Here is a 22,307-nt window from a genome sequence, read left to right as displayed (position 1 = left end):
AGGTAATTATAGTGCAGGAAAGCATGTAAAGATATCTTATTTGCGCCCATTTCTATCAAAATCCTGCCATTTTAGCCGATACTCCCTGGGAGTGCACCCCATGGATTCACGGAATACCTTGCTGAAATAGCTGCTGCTTCCAAGGCCGCAGGTCTGCCCTATGGCTGCCAGGGATTCCTCCCCGCCCGTCAGCATGGCGCAGGCTTTCTGCAGGCGGCAGCTTTTTATGTATTCCGCCGGAGTCATATTAAGCTTTTGCCGGAAGGAACGGAAACATTCCCGTTCACTGATATAGGCGGCGGCAGCGATTTCGGCCATGGTAAGCTTTTCATCATAATGCTCCTGGATATAGCCCATCATCAGCTTGATTTTATGGTTGGATGGGATGGAGTTTTTTTTCTCACTCCATTGGGGACTGGTAAGGTGTAAAAGTCCGCACCAGAAGTCGGAAAGGAGAGAGCGCAGTTTTATTTCATAGTCTTCCGAGTCCGGGGTAAGGAGGAAGGAATCTTTAAGAAGCCTTAAAAGCGAATCCTGCTCCGGAGTCCGGGGATACAGCCCCGCGATCTCGATCTGGGATGAGATGAGCGGAGCCACATACTTTTGTTCCAGCAGGCTTCCGGGCAGGCCTCCGATGAAAGAGGGGGCAAAGAGATGGAGCTTCTGCACGGTGTTTTTCATGCCTTCCAGCGGTTTCGTCATATGCAGGACATTGGAGTTGATGAATCCGCCGGAGCCCACCGGAAAGACCGTTATTCCGCCCGGGGTGTGGTATTCCAAATCCCCTTTTTCCATATAGAAAATCTCCACTTCCTTATGCCAGTGCCACGGTGCCCTTCGTCCCGGGAATTTATCCAGTTCTATATAGGATGCGATATAAGGAAAGTCAGGGTCAAAGCCAGGAAGCAGCTCTTCCCTGGTTTCGTTTTTATAATTTACGCTGTGGATGGTTTTCATGGATCACCTCCTTATAACTCCGGTTTATCCTATTATAGTCCGGATCGTAACGCTTAACAAGCTTCGTGTATGGAAAAACAATATTTGCCTGCATGGAATCTTTGCGTTATAATAGGTGAGGCGGCAATTTGGGGCTGCGTTATAAAATGAAAATTACGAGGTATGGAAGATGAAAAAATTAGAAGATTATGTCACAAGCATTCCGGATTTTCCGGAGGCGGGAATTATTTTCCGGGATGTGACTACCATTCTGGAGGATCCGGATGGGCTTTCTCTGGCCGTAGATGGCGTACGCCGGATGCTAAAGGATGTGGAGTATGATTCCGTGGTCGGTCCGGAGTCAAGAGGCTTCATCTTTGGTGTTCCGGTGGCCTATGCAGAGCATAAGGGCTTTATTCCGGTCCGGAAAAAAGGAAAGCTCCCGAGAGAAGTCCTGTCAGCGGATTACGAATTGGAATACGGCACTGCCACCGTAGAAATACACAGGGATTCCATCAAACCAGGCCAGAAGGTTGTTATCATAGATGATCTGATCGCTACGGGCGGCACCATAGAAGCGATCATTAAGCTGATCGAAGAGCTGGGCGGTGAAGTGGTGAAGATCTGCTTTATCATGGAGCTGGCAGGCTTAAAAGGCAGGGAAAAGCTTGCCGGTTACGATGTGGAAGCCATGATTACCTACGAGGGAAATTAAAACGGATAGAAACGGAGAATCTGATATCGGTATTTGTCAGGTTCTCTTTTTTTATGTGGATAAAGGGCCGGAAATCGATATATTTTTGTCATAATTTATTTTTTTCCATACATTTATCCTGTCTATTGATTTTCCCGTTTTGAATATGTTATGATGTGGAAAACACAAAAGTTATTGTATACAATGTGCAACATTACCGATCAATCAGAGACAAAAAGAGAGGAAGATGAATTATGGCTGTTCATGTAATCGACGAAGCAAACAGATGCTTAAATTGCAAGAAGCCCATGTGCAGGCAGGGCTGCCCGATCCGGACTCCCATCCCCCAGATGATTGAGGCCTTTAAGGAAGGAAACTTAAACAAAGCAGGAGAAATGGTATTTGAAAACAATCCCATGTCTCTGGTCTGTTCCCTGGTCTGCAATCATGAAAAGCAGTGCGAAGGCCATTGCATTCTGGGAAGAAAGGGACAGCCTGTCCATATCAGCAGCATTGAAAATTATATCTCGGATACGATTTTTGATAAAATGAAAATAGAATGCAAGCCGAAAAACGGGAATAAGGTGGCGGTGATCGGAGCAGGCCCTGCAGGCATTACCATTGCCATTCTTCTGACCAAGGAAGGCTACGGTGTAACGATTTTTGATGCCAGGGATAAGGTAGGCGGCGTTCTGCAGTACGGGATTCCGGATTTCCGCCTTCCCAAAACCATACTTGAACGTTACAAAAAGAAGCTTCTGGAAATCGGGGTGAAAATCCGCCCCAATACAGCCATTGGGACAGCCCTTGAGATCAAGGATCTGATTCGGGACGGTTATCAGAGCATATTCATAGGAACCGGTGTCTGGAGGCCGAAAACGCTGGGCGTGAAAGGAGAATCCCTCGGCAATGTCCATTATGCCATTGATTACCTGGCAAATCCCGATGCTTATAATTTGGGAGAGACGGTCGCAGTCATCGGCATGGGAAATTCCGCCATGGATGTGGCCAGAACGGTCATCCGCCACGGGGCCAGGAGAGTGACCCTTTATGCAAGAGGGTTATCCAGCAATGCCAGTGACCACGAAACAGCCTATGCTAAATTTGACGGCGCTGACTTCCGGTTCGGCAAACAGATTGTGGAAATTACGGATGACGGCCCTGTGTTTGTGAATATCCGCTATGATGAAGAAGGGAATCCGGCTGGAGAAGAGACGGAGCGGGAACAGGTTTTTGCTGATTCCACCATCATATCCATCAGCCAGGGACCAAAGAGCAAGCTGGTGAATACGACCGAAGGATTAATGGCCAGCCAGAACGGCCTTTTGCTGACGGATGAAAAGGGACAGACTACCATTCCGGGCATTTACGCCTCCGGAGATGTGGTCCTGGGTGCCAGAACCGTGGTGGAAGCCGTTGCATATTCAAAGAAAGTGGCAGAGGCCATGGACGAATACATGAAATCAAAGGAAGAGCAATAATTTAACCTTATTAAGGAAGTTCTCTGCTTCTTAAAGCGGAGATATGGACTTGCAAAAAAAGCAGGCGGATCTTTTGCTCCGCCTGCCCTTTTTGGTTCCTGACAGACAAGTATTAAAACGTATAGTCCTCAATTTCTACCTTATCCACCTCCCGGAACGGTGCCAGCGTGGATATCATCCTTACCCTGGTTTTATAGGGATTAAAGCAATAGTGAACCTCAGAAGGTTCAATATGGATGAAATCCCCCTGTTTTAAATGGTGTACGACTCCCTCTACTACGATATTGATCTCTCCCTCCAGTACGAAGAAATCTTCCTCCATTACATTATGATAGTGGGCGGTGAAATCCTGACCGGGCTGGAACTGTACGACAGCAAAATTCATGCGGGGGCCTTTCATTAAATATTTCGGGCCGCTGTCTCCAAAACGGTATTCTTTTTCTGATTCATTGATTATAAACATGATTTTTTCTCCTTTTCCCCATTCTTTTTCTGATTATAAGCCGGGGGCGCTCCACATATTCCTTGTGATTTTCCGGTCACAGAGTACCAGCTGGGCCCGGTAGAATTCGCGCCAGTTCCGGTAGATCTCATGATAGGTCCTGTGATTTTCCATGTTCGGCATAAACTGCCGCTCTATGGTGACCAGTTCTTTTGCAGTCTCTGCTATATCCTGATATATGCCGATCCCATACCCGGCAAGAATGGCGGCACCCAGTGCGGTAGCTTCCTTCACCTTCGGAACTTTTACAGGAAGCCCTAAGACATCAGACAGGATCTGAGCCCAGAGGGGGCTGTTGGCGGCGCCGCCGGCAAAGGTGATTTCTTTTGGAAGATGGCCGGTGGCTTCCCGGACCAGCTCCAGATGTCCCTTTGTGATCAGTGCCGTATTCTCTAAAATCGCCCGGTAGAAGGTATAATGGTTGTACTTTTGAGGATCAAGGCCAAAGTTAGAAAAGGTCGGTGCGGCATGCTTCCAGTTTATGAAATTCATCACATCGGAAAAGGCGCACATCATACCATAACAGCCTGCCGGTATTTTTTCTGCTTCCTCATTCATCAGATCATAGGCGCCTTTTCCTGCTTCACTTGCCAGCTTTTTTTCTGCCTGGCAGAAGCTGTCCCGGTACCAGCGCATTACCAGACCCGGCTGAAAGGCCAGGGCCTCATACTGCCAGATGCCCGGGATGGCATGACAGTTTACGCGGACGCGGCAGCCTGGGTCCGTGTCCGGTTTGTCTGTATTATATTCGTATTGCCAGAAGCTGCCTCCGAATACGGCGGCTTCTCCTGCACGGACCACGCCCACGCCAATGCAGCCTAACTGGGCATCCCCTCCGCCTATGACAACCGGAATTCCTCCCGGCAGACCGGTTTTATCCGTACAGCCTGAAATGGTTTTTCCGATTATGGTTCCGCATTCTTTTACAACCGGAAAGATATCCGTTCTGAGTCCGCACCGTTTGGCAATATCCGGATTCCAGCAGCGGGTCCTTAAACCGAATAACCCTGTCGTAGACCCGTTGCTCGGTTCTGAGGCCAGGAGGCCGGTCAGTTTATAACACAGCCAGTCGTTGAACATCCCGATGTATGCAATCCGTTCATAAATATCCGGTATTTTATTCTTTACCCAGAGAAGCCTGGGAATCGCATCCAGGGCATAAGACTGCCCCGATTCCTGATAGAGGAGGCGTTCAAGCTCCGGATCTCTCCGGATCAGCTGTTCTACTTCGTCATCGCTCCGGGCATCCACATTGGCACAGGCCCAGATTTCTTTTCCGTCCCTGTCGTAAAGAACGATCCCTTCCCTCATGCAGGTGGTGGAGATTGCGGCTATCTCATGAGGGCTGGCGGCGCCTGTGCATAAGACCCTCCGGATACAGGAGGAGGCAAGCTCCCAGTTATGTACCCAGTCAAAATCCATGCTTCCCGGATAACGGGGGTCTTCCCTGTGCTCCCATTCCTCCTGAATACAGGAAATCTGATTGCCCTTCCGGTCAAACAGTACGGCACGGATACTGCCTGTGCCCGCATCAATGGCTAAGAGATAATTTGATGACATGTAGATTCCTCCATTCTATTTCATTTTAATGAACCGGGATCTTCTTCAATCAGATTTAATGCAGTCTGTTCATCTGTGATCAGTGCATTCAGATAGCCGCCCTTTAAAGAAGCGCGTATGGCTTTTAATTTACTGTTTCCTGCGGCCACTCCAATAACATTGGGCAGGGTGCGGAGGGTCGAAAGGGGCGTACTTAAAAGCCGTTCCTCGATATCCGTATGAATGGGATTTCCATCCTTGTCGATGAAATGGCTCAGGATATCGCCTACGGCTCCCTGCATGGACAGATAGAGAAAGTCATTTTTGGTGAAGATTCCGTTCTTTATTATGGTTGCCTCCTCATTGATCCCGCCTATGCTTACGACGGTCATGGAAGCCAGGTTTACCATGCGGGAGATTTCCTGCATGGGAGGCTCATTCTGCATGGCACCGCAGAGCTCTTTGGTTGAAACGATGAGCGGTGCGGGATACAGAAACAGCTTTGCGTTAAATATGCTGGAAAATGCATTCGGAAGATAATAACTGACTCCTCCCGTTAAAGATACGGCAGAAAGCGGGGCTTCCGTCACGGTGGCCAGATGATTTAAGACGCGGCTTAAGGTATCTCCGTATCCGATGTTGATGTAGGTATTTTCCGTGATCCGGTCATTGATGTACATGGCGGCAGCCTTGGCAACGGTATCGTTGGTACAGGATGCAGTCGGAGCGGTCGGGACCACAAATGCATCTTTTAAATTCCATCTGCGGATCAATTCCTGTTCGACCTTCAGGTGATGGCTCCGTTCCTGCGAAATCTGAAACTGGATCACGCCGTTCTGTCTGGCCTTTTCTAAGAGCTTGATTACCTTCATGCGGGATATTCCCAGTTTCTCGGAAATTTTTTGCTGGGTCATATTTTCTATATAATAATACCATGCTGTTTTGACAATAAGGGAATCTTCATAATTCATTTTTCTAGTCTCCTGTTTCTAGTTTGGTTTAACAAATGTTAATAGTATAATAAAATGTTTAAATTCGACTTTAGTATAACAAGCTGCAATCAATATGTCAATAGTACCGATAGAAAAAACAAAAAATGGAAAAATCAGGAAAAAATGAAAATAAATTACCGAAATAATTGAAATAGAGTTATGAGCATTCGTATAAAATTACCATATATTTCAAACAAAACTATTGACAACATGTATGGAATCATGTATCATGATGGCAGAAACAAAAGTAAAGACACCGAACAAATATATCAAAATGATGGGTGGGGAGAAATATGAAACAGCCAGAAGCAGCCCGTTCCGGTAAAGCACTGTTTTCTGTCAGCGGTATTTTCAAATCGTTTGGCCCGAACGCTGTTTTAAAAGGAATTGATTTAAGCTTGGGAGAGGGAGAAGTGCTTGCGCTGATCGGCGGAAACGGAGCAGGAAAAAGCACCTTGATGAAGATCATTATGGGGATATACCAGCCGGATGATGGAAGCGTGGCGGTTGCCGGGGAAAAGCTTTCGGTCTTTAAACCATCCGTTTCCCTTGCAAAAGGGATTTATATGGTTCCCCAGGAACCTATGCTGTTTCCGAACATGACCGTTGAGGAGAATATCCTGATTGGTTTTCGTGAAAATACCGGAGTTCTCCGAAAACGGCTGCTGCAGACCATGGATGAGATCGGCTGGCATCTGGACCCTGGCCGGAAGGCCATGAGCCTCTCCATAGCAGAACAGCAGCTGGTAGAGATTCTCAGGGGATTGTTAAGGCAGGCAAGGATTCTGATTTTAGACGAACCGACCAGTGCCCTGACCTTTGATGAAGTCGAAAGCCTTTTTAAAATCGTGGAGGACTTAAAGAGAAAAGGGATCGGGATCATCTACATAACCCACCGGCTGGCCGAGGTATTCCAGATCGCCACGCAGGTGGCCATTATGAGAGACGGCGTGATCACGCTCGAGGGAAGGGTTTCGGAATTTACCCGGGAGATGCTGGTTAAGGGGCTGCTGCCTCCCAATATGGATGAGCTGGAGGAAGCGGGAAAGAAGGATTCTTCTGATCTGGATTATACCGGATTGGAGCCGGTATTTGAATTAAAAGGCTACTCCGGTTACGGATTTAAGGATATCAATCTTAAGATTTATCCGGGAGAGATCCTGGGGGTGGCCGGCGTTGTGGGAGCCGGACGTACCGAACTGGCAGTGACTGTTTTCGGAAAAGATAAGGTCCTTGGGGGAAAGGCTTTCTTAGATGGAAGAGATGTAACCGGGCTTTCTACCAGAGAGGTTTTAAAGGCGGGCATCAATTATGTACCCGAGGACCGCCGCGTGAATGGCATGTTCGGGATCAGCGATGTGGCGGCAAATATCACTTCCGCCTTAATTCCCGGAAAATCCCTTGGGCGGGTGTTCTTAAACAGGAGGACGGAGTGGGAGATCACCCGGAAATATGTGGATGATTTCCGCATTAAGATCACGGGACAGGACCAGATGGCAGGAAGCCTTTCCGGAGGAAATCAGCAGAAAATCGTAATCGGGCGGTCCCTGGCTACGAATCCCAGGCTGGTCATTCTGGACGAGCCGACACGCGGCATCGATGCAGCGGCCCGCGGCGATGTATATGCAATTATCCATGAGCTGAAAAAACAGGGAGTAGCGGTCATGCTGATTTCTTCTGATATGGAAGAGATCGTGGAGCTTTCAGACAGGGCGGTCATCGTCTTTCAGGGGCGGCTAAAAGGAGAGCTTGGCAAGGAGGAGATCAGCCAGGCAAGCCTTATGGCAGCATCCTTTGGCGTGACGGAAGGAAAGCAGGTGAAAGCATGAAGAAGATTTGGAAAGCCCGTGAGTTCAGCAGTTTTCTGTTCCTGGCCGGACTGATTTTTATGGTGGGCCTTGTGAACCGGAGCTTCTGGCAGCCGGCAGCCATACTGAACTGTTTTAATGACAGCGTCGTATTTACCCTTCTGGCAGCGGGGATCGCATTTGTTATCCTTACCGGAGAAATTGATGTTTCCATTGGCGCGGTGCTCGGTTTATCAGCAGCCGTGGGAGCCGCTCTTTTAAGGGATGGTCATGGTGTTGTGACGGCCTTTCTCGCGGCCATTGCGATCGGCATACTGACCGGCCTGGTCAATGGAATCGGTGTGGCTTTATTCAACATTCCTTCCCTGATCTTCACGCTGGGCGTCAATGGCGTTGTACGGGGCATGATCTATGTATACACAAAGGGAGCCTGGGTCGAGAATCTCCCGGCCGGTTTTACCAGGATGTCCAACCGCACTCTGGCCGGAAATCTGACTGTTTTTTATGCATTGGCGGTTATTGTGGTTATCCTCGGGCACCTCATTCTGACGCGGACCAAAAAGGGAAAATATTTTATTGCGGTCGGGGATAATGCGGCGGGTGCCACGCTGGTCGGCATTCCGGCGGATAAGACGAAGATCATGGCGTATGTTCTGTGCGGGGTGTTTGCTTCCGCCGCAGGCATGATCTATGCGTCCCGCATTGGTTTTATCACGCCTACGGCAGGAAACGGGTATGAGATGAAAGCAATTGCGGCGTGCGTTCTGGGAGGCTTAAGCTTAAACGGCGGGATCGGAAGCCTGGCCGGCGCTTCCATCGGCGCGGTTATCATGTCTTCCATCAGCAGAATCCTAGTATTTCTGGGTTTCTCTTCCGATTATGACAATACCATCACAGGTGTCATGCTGCTGACCATTGTGGTAATCAATACGGTGGCACAGAACCGGGCGGCCGCGAAGAACCGCCATCAGATCCTGTCCGCCAGAACCGCGGAAAAAGGAGGAGAGAAGAGATGAAGGCTTCCTTTCGGGCAAGGCTTGCAAAGATTTGGAAAAAATGGGAATTTGTTCTCTTTTTAATTATTATCCTGGAAGTTGTTGTATTTGCATCAAAAAACAGCAAGTTCCTTCTGCCAAGAGTGCTGTTTGGCAGTATGAATGACATCATCTCCATTTGTATCATTTCGCTGTTCGTCACGTTCGTCATGATCACGGGAGGGATCGATATCCAGGCAGGTTCCATTGTGGGACTTTCCTCCATCATACTGGGAGTTGCCTGGCAGGATGGGGGAGTGAATATCTGGGCGGCCTCCCTGCTTGCCATGACCGCTGCCGGACTGTGCGGGGCCCTTTCCGGCTTTTTTATCGCATACTGCGGCGTGCAGCCTATGGTGGTTACGCTGGGCGGAAGCTTTCTGTATACCGGGATCGCGCTGCTGGTGTCGAATCTGTCTGCAACGGAGAGCTACAAAGGGATCAGCGGTTTTCCGGATGGTTTCTTGAAGCTTTCCAAATTAAAGCTGTTCGGAGTCATTCCGAGCCAGGTCATCATCTTTCTCATCCTGGCGGTATCTGCTTATTTTCTCTTACATAAGACCAGATATGGCAGGCAGGTATTTCTGGTCGGGGTGAACCGGAATGCGGCGGAATATTCGGGCATTCATGCAAGGCTCATTATCATGAGCACCTATATTCTTTCCGGAATCAGCGCGTCGGTGGCCGGAATTATCCTGACCTCGTACCTTGGTACGGCAAAAAGCGATATCGGGTCAACGCTGACGCTTCCCATCATCACTGCGGTGGTACTTGGCGGTACCTTAAGTACGGGAGGAAAAGGAAGCGTACCCGGGACTGCGCTGGCTGCGGTAGCCATCGGTACTTTAAGATTTGGTCTTCCGCTGTGTTTTAAGGTGAGCCAGCAGTATCTGGACATTCCGGCAGGGCTTCTCCTGCTGGTTGTAGTGACCGGGCGCGCCTTATTAAAAAATCCGGGAATAAAAGCCCGCCTGCCGAAAAAAGAACGGGATTGATCGGTAAAACGGGGTGAAAGCCTCATGATATAGAACTTATTTATGAAAAGGAGGATTTTTTATGAGAAAGGCAATGGCACTTGTATTGGCGGGAATGATGGCAGCAGCTTCACTGTCCGGCTGCGGCGGTTCTGCCGGAGCGACTGAGGCAGCCGCAACAACTGCGGCAGAGACGAAAGCGGAGTCGAAAGCAGGGGACACAAAAGCAGAAGAGAGTAAGACGGAACCAAAGACTTCCGATATCAGCGGGAAAACGGTGGCATTTATCCCCAAGCTGACAGGCAATGCATTTTTCGAATCCGCGAACGCAGGAGCACAGAAATATGGCAAGTCCTGGGGAATCACCGTGGATTATCAGGGAAGTCCCAACGCAGCGGTGGCGGATCAGGTTCAGGTCATCAACAATGCGGTGGCAAGCGGCGTGGAGGCTCTCTGCGTTTCTTCCGTAGATGCAACAGGGCTGGACTCAGCGTTAAAAGAGGCGGCTGATGCAGGTGTAACGGTGGTTACATGGGATTCCGATGTTTCGGATACCGCGCGTACGCTCATGGTTTCCCAGGGGACTCCTGAGATATTAGGCAAGATGCTGGTAGACATGGGTGCTGATTCCTTAACAAAGCGGGGAAAGGATACAAAAGCAGATGCAATCAAATACTGCTGGCATTACTCCCAGGCGACCGTAGCGGATCAGAACTCCTGGCAGGTCGCAGGAGAAGCTTATATTAAGGAGAACTTCCCCAATTGGGTGAATGCAGCTCCGGATAATTACTATTCCGAGCAGGATGCGGAAAAAGCAGTTACCATCGGCGTCTCCATCCTGGAAGCCCACTCGGATATTGATTTAATCATCTGCAATGACTCTACGGCCCTTCCGGGTCAGTGCAAGGCAGCCCAGAACAAAGGGCTTACAAAGGAAGATGTGACCATTACCGGTTTTGCCTCCCCCATGTCCATTAAGGATTACTGCGATGCAGGCGTGATCGAACAGTGGGGCCTTTGGGACTGCCAGGTCCAGGGCGCCATCGGCTGTTATCTTGCCGCCTATCTGTCCGCGGGGAATCAGGTAAAGGTGGGTGACAAGATCGACATTCCGGAAATCGGCACCGTGGAAGTGATGCCCAATGACTGCCTGGTTGAAGGAGCCCCTACCGGTGAGGTCAACAATGGAGTCGTTCTTCTTCCGGAACGTACGGTATTCAACAAGGACAATATGAATAACTATGATTTCTGATCCGGTTGAACGGACAGATGCAGTGATAGGATAGGAGAGAAGGAATATGGCAGATCTTGAAGGAACAAAGGTAGCACATGATTATTATACGGATGTACCCTTTGCTAACAATAAGCCTTTTTATGTGAAAGGGGCCAACAATCTGGATTGGGGAATGAAAAAGCATTTATCGAATATCTTTGATGAAACCAGCGGAAATACGGTCATGTTTGCATTTGACCACGGATATTTCATGGGCTCTGCGGCCGGCTTAGAGCGCCTGGATTTAGTGGTGCCCAGGCTTCTTCCCAACATCGATGTTTTAATGGGAACGAGAGGAGCTATCCGAAGCTGTGTGCCGGCAGCAGGAAGGAAAGGCATTGCGCTGCGCGCCACTTCCGGTTCTTCCATGCTTGATGAGGACTTGTCCCATGAAGTCCTTGCCGTTGACATTGAGGATGTGATCCGTATGAATGCGGATTGTATGGCGGTCCAGACCTTTATCGGAGCAGAGGGACAGCTCTCAAGCCTTGACAATCTTTCAAAAGCGGTGAACTTAGGGACCCGCTACAGCATACCCACCATGGGAGTTGTGGCAGTCGGAAAGCAGATGGAACGCACCGACAGGTTCTTTAAACTGGCTACCCGCATTGTGGCGGAGTTAGGTGCCAATATCATAAAAACCTACTATTGTGAAAACTTCGAAGAAGTGGTATCCGCCTGTCCGGTTCCCATTGTGGTAGCAGGCGGAAAGAAACTTCCTGAAAAGGAAGCCTTAGAGCTTGCGTATCAGTCCATCAGCCGGGGGGCGAGAGGTGTTGACATGGGAAGAAATATCTTCCAGAGTGAAAATCCTGTGGAGATGAGCGCGGCTGTCCGAAAGATCGTACACGAAGGCTTTTCCGGTGAGGAGGCTTATGAGTTCTATCAGGATCTGATTCATATATAAAAACAGGGCTGCCTGGAATTTCCCGGGCAGCCTTTTATGCGACAGGCAGTCGCACCAGTCCTGTCTTGTATCAGGATTATTATGTGAATTGGGAACAGCGGCCACGATGCGTTACAAAAATGAACTGGGAGTTTTGAAAGCAATATTTCTCTGGAGTGAAAGTCCCCACTCGTGAGTACTGGTGCAAATCGAGAAGTCGACTATTAAAAAGAAGATTGATAAATTTATGGATTTTTATATTTAGGAATTGAAATATAAAAAATAAGAATTAGATTTTCTAGGTATTATTATAAACATTTAGTAAGGTGAGTAAATTTTGGCACTTAACGTGTATAATTTTGGCACTTGGGTTGAATTTAGTGTAAGTTTATGTTACATAAAAGCTAATACAAGTCAGTCATACATGAAACAAAAGAAAGAGGTGATTCTCTTGAATAATTACATTTAATTATCTTACAATAGCTTTAGAAACTAAAATATACGTTGTAGCAAAAAAAGGAGGGTACTATTATGAGATACATAATAAAAAAATTAGCATCAGTTTTGTTAACATTATTAATTGTCTCTACTTCTGTGGTAAATGTTTTTGCACAAACGAATTCAAATGGCAATGTAAGAACAAATATAAAATTTGAAAAAGGTAGCATTGAGGAATTGTTTGAAACAAATGATACTGCAAGAATTAATGCAATAGAAAGTTCGAAGAAATTAGTATATACTTATATGGAAGATGGAGAAATGTACAGAGTATATGATGAGGTTAACAATAATCTGACGTATTCAAATTCCGCTATCTTCAGATTAGATGCGAATGGAAAAGAAATCCCGGTTCGTACAGAAACAGTAAATGTAAAGGATAATATTGTTACAACTACAATAAACCAAAATGGGAATAAAACAGTTGATGTTCTTGATTTAAATGAAGATAAGGATATTGATGCAAATTCTTCAGAGCAGTTAATTAGAGTAAATGGAACTTGGGATGGATATCCGGTAAGTAACACATATGAGGAATGGGGAACTTTTAATTATTCCAAAAGTATTACAGGGACAACTGTAGCATCAGTAACTATTATAATTAATGCAATTGTTAAATATGCAAACATAAATCCTTATGCTAGTATAGCTGTAACATCTATATCGGGAATTGTAAATTATATAGTACAAAAAAACGTTAAACGAGCGTATTATAAAGAGGAAATTGCCTACCGCTATACACAAATTCCAAATGCATATGTGCAACAAAAGGCAGTAGAGCGCACTCGTCGTACTTTCTACACGGATAGTAATTATGCGACATCTATGGGGTCTGCAACGACATATGTGTACTCAAAATATTATAAGGGTTAGGTGAGAACAATAATAGATAAAATAATTAGTATTTTGGGTTATATTTTTATTATAGGGGGGATGATACTCGGAGAAAAATTTTCAACTAATGCTACATGGGGAAATGTAATTAAATCAGAGTTTTGGAGAATAATTTTTATTCTGATTGTAGGTATTATTGTAGAAATCATAATAAAAAATTATAAAAAGTATAAGTGAAAAAATGTATTACCTTATTTTTAAACATTCCCATAATTCCCACTCATAATATGATAATATGGTATCAGTGAAAAGTATATCAACATGCGCTTAGCTTCGGCTGGGCGCATTTTTCGTGGGTGAAATTATGGAGAAGATAACTGTAAGACCAAAATAAAAAAGAATCTATCTGAAAGGACAACTTCCATAAGGCTGTCAGCGAGTTCATGTGTACAAAATGCAAGAACAGTTAAATGTTGAGACAGATTAGGAAAAAGCCTTTGAATTGCTAAAGAATCAATCCGTATGCCTTAATAGGGCACGTGCAGTTTGATAAGGGGGCAACCTGGAAACTGGCTGCCCTACTTTATTCTATCGGAAAGAAAAGAATATCAAAGCATAAAGAAATAATTGTTGCTTCTCCTATAATATGATAGAATGTTTCCATTGAAAGGAGGAGGAATCATTATGAAACGACCGGAAACAGACCTCCATCTGCATTTGGACGGCTCCTTATCCATGGATGTGGTAAAGCTGCTTGCAGAGCAGATCGGATATGATTTTAAAGGGCAGGATGAAAAGGAAAGTGTCTCCGCAGGGGAGAATTGTGAAAGCCTGGCGGATTACTTAAAGTGTTTTGAGCTGCCGGGACAGCTGCTCCAGACAGAAGAAGCCCTGGAACTGGCTGCCATGGATTTAACGGAACGGCTGGCTTTACAGGGACTTATCTATAGTGAGATCCGCTTTGCTCCCCAGCTCCATATAAGAAAAGGCCTGACAGGGGAAAAGGCGGTGGAAGCGGTAATAAGGGGAATGAAGAAGGGACTCGGACAGTCCCGTATGAAAGCGGGAATCCTGCTCTGTGCCATGGTCAATGGATCGGACCGTGAAAATGAAGAGACCTTTGAATTAGCCGGCTCTTACCTGGGGAAAGGGGTAGTGGGGGCGGACATTGCAGGGCCGGAAGGACTGGTTCCCATGGCACATTTCGAACCTCTTTTTAAAGAAGCCTATCGAAGGGATATTCCCTTTACCGTACATGCAGGAGAGTGCGGAGATTATGAAAATATCGGAAAAGCGGTTTCTTATGGAGCAAAAAGGATCGGGCATGGCTGTGCGGCAATCCGGTCAGAGGCGTGTATGGACCTTTTAAAAAGGGAAAAGATTACATTAGAGATGTGCGTGATCAGCAACCTCCAGACAAAAGCGGTCCCCTCCATAGAAGCGCACCCTTTAAAGGCTTTTTATGACAGGGGAATCCGGGTTACCTATAACACGGATAACATGACTGTTTCAGACACCACTCTGGAAAAGGAAGCAGAACTGATCAAAAAATACATGGGCTTTACGGAAGCAGATTTAGCGCAGATGAACCGGTATGCTTTGGAGGCGGCCTTTCTTGAAGACGCAGAGAAAGAAAAAATAATTGCATTTTTCGACAAAAATAATTATAATGTATGATAACTACGTTTAAAAATTGGTGAATACCAGGAATGTTACAAATAAAGGTGACGGCATATGGCAGATAATCCAAGGATGGAAAAGAATAATACGGCAGCTTACGGAAAGGAAAGTCCGGAGAAGCAGAAGGTGGATGCAGACCTGGAGGCTCCGGCAGATTTTACCAGTCCGCAGGTGCTTTATGAAGAGCTGGTTGCCAGCATCAGGAGATATCATCCTTCCGATGATATTACCATGATCGAAAAGGCATATCACATTGCGGATGAAGCACATAAGGACCAAAAGCGCAAATCGGGTGAACCTTATATCATTCACCCTCTTTGTGTTGCCATTATTCTGGCTGATTTAGAGATGGATAAAGAGACCATTGCCGCCGGGATCCTGCATGATGTGGTAGAGGATACCATCATGTCCTTAGATGAACTGAAGGCGGAATTCGGGGAAGAGGTGGCGCTCCTGGTGGATGGCGTCACCAAGCTGACCCAGATATCCTGGTCCATGGATAAGATGGAGATCCAGGCTGAGAATTTAAGGAAAATGTTCTTAGCCATGGCAAAGGATATCCGTGTGATCATCATTAAGCTGGCGGACCGCCTGCATAACATGCGGACGCTTCAGTACATGAAATCGGAAAAACAGAAGGAAAAAGCTAAGGAGACCATGGAGATCTATGCTCCCATTGCCCATCGTCTCGGTATTTCCAAGATCAAGATCGAACTGGATGATTTATCCTTAAAATACTTACAGCCGGAAATTTATTATGAACTGGCAGAAAAAATATCATTAAAAAAGGATGCAAGAGAATACTTTGTAAAGAGCATCGTAGATGAGGTGCAGGACCATTTAAAGACAGCCGGGATCGAAGCCAGGGTGGATGGCCGTGTGAAACATTTCTTTAGCATCTATAAGAAGATGGTGAACCAGAACAAGACCCTGGACCAGATTTATGACTTGTTTGCCGTGCGGATCATCGTGGACAATGTGAAGGACTGCTACGCAGCCCTTGGCGTGATCCATGAGATGTATAAGCCCATTCCCGGACGTTTCAAGGACTATATCGCCATGCCCAAGCCCAACATGTACCAGTCCCTTCATACGACCCTGATCGGCAACAACGGACAGCCGTTTGAGATCCAGATCCGAACCTATGAGATGCACCGTACCGCTGAATACGGAATTGCCGCCCACTGGAAATATAAAGAAAGCGGCAGCGGACAGGTTGCGGCGGGCAAAGAGGAAGAGAAGTTAAGCTGGCTGCGCCAGATCCTGGAATGGCAGAAGGACATGTCCGATAACAAGGAATTCCTAAACATGGTAAAGGGCGATCTGGACTTATTCTCTGACAGCGTTTACTGTTTTACCCCCTCCGGCGATGTAAAGAACCTTCCAAGAGGTTCTACGCCCATTGATTTTGCATACTCCATCCACAGCGCAGTCGGCAATAAGATGGTAGGGGCCAGGGTCAACGGAAAACTGGTGAACATTGAATACGTGATCGAAAACGGAGATCAGGTAGAAGTCATTACTTCCCAAAACAGCAAAGGCCCCAGCCGGGACTGGCTGAATATGGTGAAAAGCCCCCAGGCAAAGAACAAGATCAACCAGTGGTTTAAAACGGAGCTGAAAGAGGATAACATCCTCCGCGGCAAGGAAATGGTGGATCGTTACTGCAAAACCAAGGGAATCAATTATCCTGAGATAAACAAGCCGGAATACCAGGAAAAGGTCATGAAGCGTTATGCGTTCCGTGACTGGGACTCTGTTCTTGCATCCATCGGGCATGGCGGTTTAAAAGAGGGCCAGGTCATCAACAAGATGGTGGATGAGCGGAATAAAAAGCTTAAGAAAGATGTTACTGACAATACCATCTTAAATGATATTGAAGATATGAGCAACAAGCTGCCTTTGAAGAAGCGTTCGGGCAGTGGAATCGTGGTAAAGGGGATCCATGATCTTGCAGTCCGTTTTTCCAAGTGCTGCAGTCCGGTGCCGGGAGATGAGATCGTGGGCTTCGTGACCCGGGGACGGGGCATTTCCATCCACAGGACGGATTGTGTCAATGTACTTAACCTGCCGGAGGATGAACGGAACCGTCTGATTGACGCGGAATGGCAGGATTCGGAGGGAGACGACACCAAGGAGCGGTATTCTACTGAAATCAAAATATTTGCCAATAACCGGATCGGCATGTTTGTCGATATTTCCAAGGTGTTTACGGAGAGACAGATAAACATCACCTCCATGAACTCCAGAACCAATAAGCAGGGCAAAGCAACGATTACCATGACCTTTGACATCCACGGCGTGGAAGAGCTGGGTAAGCTTGTTGATAAGCTGAGACAAATCGAAGGAGTGCTGGACATTGAGAGGACTGCGGGATAACGCAGTTTTCTCTTTTTCCGTACGAAATCCGGAAAGGTGATGGGATCATTATGGTATATCATGTAAAATATAATCCTCAGACAGTGAAAAGCATAACACTTATGAATATTCCTGTTCCAAATACGGAAGAACAGTTTCCCTTTTTGCAGATTGATACAGACAGCTATATCGTGGGAGCAGAAGTACAATCGGGATTGAATTTTAACTATTCAGAAGGCGTTCATTGCATTCAGATCGGCAAATATTGCGCATTTGCAGATAACATCACATTTTTGGTGAATTTAAATCATGATTACAAATCCGTGCTTCTGGGGAGTCCGGGCTTTTTAACCCTTCATTCAGCAAGCAGAACCAGGAGAAAAGGTTCTGTACTCATTCAGAATGATGTCTGGATCGGGCATGGAGCGACCATTATGGGAGGCATTACCATACATAACGGTGCCATCATAGGCGCGGAGAGCGTCGTAACAAAGGATGTCCCTGCCTATACCATGGCAGCGGGAAATCCGGCAAGGATCATCGGTTACCGGTTTGATGAGGAACAGAGAAGGGCAATGAATGCCATTGGCTGGTGGAATTGGCCTTTGGATAGCCTGGCGCAGCGCCAGGAGGATTTTATCCGGCCTGTGGAGGATTTTATTGAAAAATACGGCAGGGAAGCAGAGGAAAAATGGAACCAGGTCATTCCTGCCATGGAAAAGGGAGAAAAGAAAACCATTCTTTTTATTGCGGATTTTGAAGAGCCGTTTTCTCTTTGGAAAAAAATCTTAAAGGAATACTATGCCATGAACCGGCCGCAGACAAGACTTGTGCTGTATATCTGTCCGCCGGATGCAGCAAAGGGCTGTTCGAAAGTGCTTCTGGAGTTTTTAAAGGATTTTGAAGGGCAGGAGGCGGAAATGATCCTGAAAGAGGGGAAACAGGACGATGATTTACGGAGCCTGTTTGCGGCAGCAGATTATTTTGTTACGACGAGAAATAAAAATAATATACTGTGGACAGAATATGCGGACCATTATGATGTGAAACTATTATATGGCACCGATATTCCTGTGTTTTCCTTTCGATAAGGAAATGTGTTACAGTAAGACAATGACAGGTAGGAGATGGAAAGATGAGCAATTTCAGAATCAAGACTTATCCGGTAGGACAGATAGGAACCAACTGCTATGTGATATACCGGGAAGGGCAGAAAAAGGCGGTAATCGTGGACCCGGGCGCTGACGGCGCATATATCCTGAATATGTGTCGGGAGCTTTCGGTGATCCCGGAGGCAGTTTTACTGACACACGGACATTTTGACCACATTCTGGCCGTGAAGGATATAATAAGAGCATTCCCGGAGGGAAAGGTTTATGCGGGCGAGCATGAAAGAGAGACCCTGACGGATCCGGCTGTTAATTTATCTTCCGGCTTTGGCGGGCCCTGTGCGGTCCATGCGGATGAATATGTAAAAGACGGGGATATCCTGTCACTTGCAGGAATTTCCTTTCAGGTGCTGTTTACCCCCGGCCATACCTCCGGTTCTGTCTGCTACCTGATCAAAGAGGAAGGCGTTTTGATAAGCGGGGACACTCTATTTTTGGAGTCCATGGGGAGGACGGACTTACCCACGGGAGACCAGTTAAAGATCGTGAAATCCATAACAGAGCGGCTTTTTGTATTGCCTGGAGATACCCTTGTTTATCCGGGTCATGGGGACATGACCACCATCGGCCATGAGAAAACATACAATCCGGTTGCATTTTACAAAGGATAGGAAAGAGCGTATGATAGGAATAATATTAGAGGATCAATCCTTTGAACAGGATATCCGGGAACTTTTGATGGCGTTTTATCCGGGAGAAAGCTTTGCCCACGAGGAAGCGGCCGGGACAGAATATCACCTTCTTGTCCGCGGCAGGACCGGGGAAGGCTCCTTTGAATTGACGGTTCAGGATTTGAAGAATGGGATTACAAAGTCTTCTGTGACGGAAGCAGATTTTTCCGACCGCTTTGAGACCAAGAACCGGATCAAGCGGATGCTTTATGGCATGCTTAGCCGGCTTACCGGTACAGAGCTTCCCTGGGGAACCTTAACCGGAATCCGGCCGACCAAAATTGCCATGACAAGGCTTTCGGAAGGGGATACGGCTGAAGAAGTCCGCAGCTATATGAAGGATACTTATTTAACCGGCGATGGAAAAATCGATCTGAGTCTGGAAATCGCCAGACGGGAAATGGATCTGCTTTCTTCCATTGACTATGAGCATGGCTACAGTTTGTATGTAGGCATTCCGTTCTGTCCAACCACCTGCCTGTACTGTTCCTTCCCTTCCTTTCCCATCGGGCAGTGGGAGAAACGCATGGAACAGTATCTGAAAGCGTTATTCCGGGAAATGGACTATGTGGCCGGAAAAATGAAAGGCAGGACCCTGGATACCGTTTACATCGGAGGCGGTACGCCTACATCCCTTTCCGCCCCTCATCTGGACAGGCTCATATGCAGGCTGAAAGCGACCTTTGATTTTACAGCCATTCAGGAATTTACTGTAGAAGCAGGACGTCCGGACAGCATCACGGAGGAGAAGCTTCAGGTCTTAAAGCGTTATGGGGTCACCCGTATTTCCATTAATCCCCAGACCATGAAGCAGGAGACCCTGGACCTGATCGGCCGCCATCATACCGTGGATATGGTAAAGGACCGGTTTTACATGGCAAGAGCTCTGGACTTTGATAATATCAACATGGACTTGATCATCGGGCTGCCGGAAGAGGGCATGGAAGATGTGACCCGTACCATGGAAGAGATACGGGCGCTCCGCCCGGATGGCATTACCGTTCATTCCCTTGCCATCAAGCGGGCGGCACGTCTTAACATGTTCAAAGAAAAGTATGGGGATTTAAAGATCACCAACACCCAGGAAATGATCGATCTGACCGCAGACTGCGCCCGGAATATGGGGCAGGAGCCGTATTACCTTTACCGCCAGAAGAACATGGCGGGCAATTTTGAAAATGTCGGTTATTCCCTTCCGGGCAAAGCCTGCATCTATAATATTTTGATCATGGAAGAAAAACAAACCATTGTGGCCTGCGGGGCCGGGACCACCACCAAGGTGGTATTCCCGTCGGAAAACCGTCTGGAGCGGGTGGAAAATGTCAAAGATGTGGAGCAATATATCACAAGAATTGACGAAATGCTGGAAAGAAAAGAAAAAATGCTTGCAAAATTAGAAATGTAATTTACAATAAAGGCATGGTTTATTTAATGAAGGCAAGCAGAGCGCGGCCTGAATTTAGAAAATCAGCCGTTCGATAAACCGAAGTTGTATCGAACTTGCTTGGCATGATTTACTTAATGAAGGTAAGCAGAGCGCAGCCTGAATTTAGAAAATCAGCCGTTCGATAAACCAAAGGTGTATCGAACTTCCTCATAAAATAAAAATAACGGAGTGAACGAAATGGCATTAAAAAAGAAACCGGTTACCGGTATGAAGGATATACTTCCCGCTGAAATGCAGGTGCGAGAATATGTAATGAACCAGATCCGTGAAACGTACGGCGGCTTTGGCTTCCATTCCATTGAGACTCCCTGTGTGGAGCACATCGAGAACCTGACAAGCAAGCAGGGCGGAGACAATGAAAAGCTGATTTTCAAGATCATGAAGCGAGGGGAAAAGTTCAGTCTGGAGACAGCGCAGGCGGAAAGCGATCTGGTTGACAGCGGTCTCCGGTATGATCTGACCGTTCCCTTATCCAGATACTATTCCAATAATGCAGCGGCTCTTCCGGCGCCGTTCAAGTCTCTTCAGATGGGAAGCGTGTGGAGGGCAGACCGTCCGCAAAAGGGACGTTTCAGGCAGTTTGTCCAGTGTGACATCGATATACTGGGAGATCCCACCCGGCTTGCTGAGATCGAGCTTATATTAGCCACCACTACCCTTCTGGGGAAAATTGGTTTCAAGGGATATTCTGTCAGGATCAATGACAGGAATATTTTAAAGGGGATGGCTGCTTACTGCGGTTTCCCGGAGGAAGCTTATGACCAGGTGTTCATCATTCTGGATAAGATGGACAAGATCGGCAAGGATGGCGTGGCAAAGGAGCTGGAAGAAGCCGGATATGAGCCGGAGAATATAAAGAAGTATCTGGACCTCTTTGAGACGGTGACGCCGGATGCTTCCGGCGTGCGCAGTCTGGGGAATACGTTAACGGATGTCATGGACCCGTCACTGGCAGAAAATCTGGCGGCCATCATTGACAGCGTAAGCGGGATATCCACCAGCCAGTTTCACATCGTATTCGATCCGACTCTGGTGAGAGGCATGTCCTATTACACCGGAACGATTTTTGAGATTCAGGTGGACGGTTTCCCGGGCTCCGTAGGCGGCGGCGGCCGTTACGATAAGATGATCGGCAAGTTTACCGGCATGGATACACCGGCCTGCGGCTTTTCCATTGGCTTTGAACGCATTATCACCATCCTGATGGATGAGGGGTTCGCGGTTCCGGGGAAAGAAGAAAAGACGGCGTTCCTGATTGAAAAAGGCGTGAGCGATGCGGTGATGAACGGGGCCATAAAAGAGGCCATGGAAGAACGCGCAAAGGGGGTCACCGTTCTGGTTTCCCAGATGAATAAAAATAAAAAATTCCAGAAAGAGAGTCTCCAGAAGGAAGGCTATACACAGTTTAAGGAATTTTATAAAGAAGCACTGAAGTAAGGATATTAGGAGGAACGCCCAAGGGCATACCTGTATGCCCAAAGAGCATGGGCGGGAAAGAGGAACGCCCAGAGGGCATACCTGTATGCCCAAA

General features: G+C 47.1%; 18 protein-coding genes. 14 read left to right on the top strand and 4 right to left on the bottom strand.

Annotated elements, in window-relative coordinates:
• Positions 1 to 36: 36 nt before the first annotated feature.
• A complete protein-coding gene (locus BQ9856_RS17320) occupies positions 37 to 957 on the bottom strand; it encodes an AraC family transcriptional regulator (RefSeq protein WP_077612152.1) in 921 nt (306 codons plus the stop codon).
• A 169-nt stretch (positions 958 to 1,126) separates the two neighbouring features.
• Between BQ9856_RS17320 and BQ9856_RS17315 the strand changes: the two genes are divergently transcribed.
• Positions 1,127 to 1,651: an adenine phosphoribosyltransferase gene (locus BQ9856_RS17315; RefSeq protein ID WP_077612151.1), complete on the top strand. Its 525-nt coding sequence runs from the start codon at positions 1,127 to 1,129 to the stop codon at positions 1,649 to 1,651.
• A 233-nt stretch (positions 1,652 to 1,884) separates the two neighbouring features.
• A complete protein-coding gene (locus tag BQ9856_RS17310; RefSeq protein ID WP_077612150.1) occupies positions 1,885 to 3,111 on the top strand; it encodes an NAD(P)-dependent oxidoreductase in 1,227 nt (408 codons plus the stop codon).
• 112 nt (positions 3,112 to 3,223) lie between these two features.
• Here BQ9856_RS17310 and BQ9856_RS17305 read toward each other — a convergent pair whose 3' ends face one another.
• The 3 genes from BQ9856_RS17305 to BQ9856_RS17295 are packed head-to-tail and all read right to left on the bottom strand — an operon-like array spanning position 3,224 to position 6,123.
• Complete coding sequence (locus tag BQ9856_RS17305; RefSeq protein ID WP_077612149.1) at positions 3,224 to 3,574, bottom strand: cupin domain-containing protein; 351 nt, start codon at positions 3,572 to 3,574, stop codon at positions 3,224 to 3,226.
• A gap of 33 nt (positions 3,575 to 3,607) precedes the next feature.
• Positions 3,608 to 5,173, bottom strand: a complete 1,566-nt coding sequence (gene lsrK, locus BQ9856_RS17300; protein ID WP_077612148.1) for an autoinducer-2 kinase — start codon at positions 5,171 to 5,173, stop codon at positions 3,608 to 3,610.
• Positions 5,174 to 5,193: 20 nt separating this feature from the next.
• Positions 5,194 to 6,123 (bottom strand): sugar-binding transcriptional regulator, encoded by a 930-nt coding sequence (locus BQ9856_RS17295; protein WP_077612147.1) that lies wholly within the window; start codon positions 6,121 to 6,123, stop codon positions 5,194 to 5,196.
• Between the two features lie 314 nt (positions 6,124 to 6,437).
• Between BQ9856_RS17295 and BQ9856_RS17290 the strand changes: the two genes are divergently transcribed.
• From BQ9856_RS17290 to hisS, 12 genes are all read left to right on the top strand, one after another.
• A complete protein-coding gene (locus BQ9856_RS17290) occupies positions 6,438 to 7,973 on the top strand; it encodes a sugar ABC transporter ATP-binding protein (RefSeq protein ID WP_077612146.1) in 1,536 nt (511 codons plus the stop codon).
• A complete protein-coding gene (locus BQ9856_RS17285) occupies positions 7,970 to 8,968 on the top strand; it encodes an ABC transporter permease (RefSeq protein ID WP_077612145.1) in 999 nt (332 codons plus the stop codon). The genes BQ9856_RS17290 and BQ9856_RS17285 overlap by 4 nt, the downstream gene beginning before the upstream one ends.
• Complete coding sequence (locus tag BQ9856_RS17280; RefSeq protein ID WP_077612144.1) at positions 8,965 to 9,981, top strand: ABC transporter permease; 1,017 nt, start codon at positions 8,965 to 8,967, stop codon at positions 9,979 to 9,981. Before BQ9856_RS17285 ends, BQ9856_RS17280 begins: the two co-directional genes overlap by 4 nt.
• Positions 9,982 to 10,042: 61 nt before the next feature.
• The gene (locus BQ9856_RS17275; RefSeq protein WP_077612143.1) at positions 10,043 to 11,212 is read left to right on the top strand and encodes a substrate-binding domain-containing protein; all 1,170 of its coding nucleotides are present in this window, start codon (positions 10,043 to 10,045) and stop codon (positions 11,210 to 11,212) included.
• Positions 11,213 to 11,258: 46 nt separating this feature from the next.
• Positions 11,259 to 12,140, top strand: coding sequence for a 3-hydroxy-5-phosphonooxypentane-2,4-dione thiolase (gene lsrF, locus BQ9856_RS17270; RefSeq protein ID WP_077612142.1), 882 nt, complete (start codon positions 11,259 to 11,261; stop codon positions 12,138 to 12,140).
• 510 nt (positions 12,141 to 12,650) lie between these two features.
• Complete coding sequence (locus BQ9856_RS17265) at positions 12,651 to 13,490, top strand: hypothetical protein (RefSeq protein ID WP_077612141.1); 840 nt, start codon at positions 12,651 to 12,653, stop codon at positions 13,488 to 13,490.
• A gap of 645 nt (positions 13,491 to 14,135) precedes the next feature.
• On the top strand, positions 14,136 to 15,128 hold the full coding sequence (gene add / locus BQ9856_RS17255; RefSeq protein WP_077612139.1) for an adenosine deaminase: 993 nt from the start codon (positions 14,136 to 14,138) through the stop codon (positions 15,126 to 15,128).
• 75 nt (positions 15,129 to 15,203) lie between these two features.
• Positions 15,204 to 17,510, top strand: a complete 2,307-nt coding sequence (locus BQ9856_RS17250; protein ID WP_139348795.1) for a RelA/SpoT family protein — start codon at positions 15,204 to 15,206, stop codon at positions 17,508 to 17,510.
• Between the two features lie 50 nt (positions 17,511 to 17,560).
• Complete coding sequence (locus BQ9856_RS17245) at positions 17,561 to 18,580, top strand: CatB-related O-acetyltransferase (protein WP_077612137.1); 1,020 nt, start codon at positions 17,561 to 17,563, stop codon at positions 18,578 to 18,580.
• A gap of 44 nt (positions 18,581 to 18,624) precedes the next feature.
• On the top strand, positions 18,625 to 19,269 hold the full coding sequence (locus BQ9856_RS17240) for an MBL fold metallo-hydrolase (protein WP_077612136.1): 645 nt from the start codon (positions 18,625 to 18,627) through the stop codon (positions 19,267 to 19,269).
• Positions 19,270 to 19,279: 10 nt separating this feature from the next.
• The gene (gene hemZ / locus BQ9856_RS17235) at positions 19,280 to 20,734 is read left to right on the top strand and encodes a coproporphyrinogen dehydrogenase HemZ (protein ID WP_077612135.1); all 1,455 of its coding nucleotides are present in this window, start codon (positions 19,280 to 19,282) and stop codon (positions 20,732 to 20,734) included.
• Positions 20,735 to 20,953: 219 nt separating this feature from the next.
• A complete protein-coding gene (gene hisS / locus BQ9856_RS17230) occupies positions 20,954 to 22,213 on the top strand; it encodes a histidine--tRNA ligase (RefSeq protein WP_077612134.1) in 1,260 nt (419 codons plus the stop codon).
• Positions 22,214 to 22,307: the final 94 nt, after the last annotated feature.

The sequence above is a fragment of the Clostridium sp. Marseille-P2415 genome (genome assembly GCF_900155545.1).
In the GTDB taxonomy this organism is placed as follows: Bacteria; Bacillota; Clostridia; order Lachnospirales; family Lachnospiraceae; genus Lacrimispora.
The sequence above is the reverse complement of the archived record's forward strand: the minus strand, read 5'-3'. Positions and strand labels throughout refer to the sequence as shown.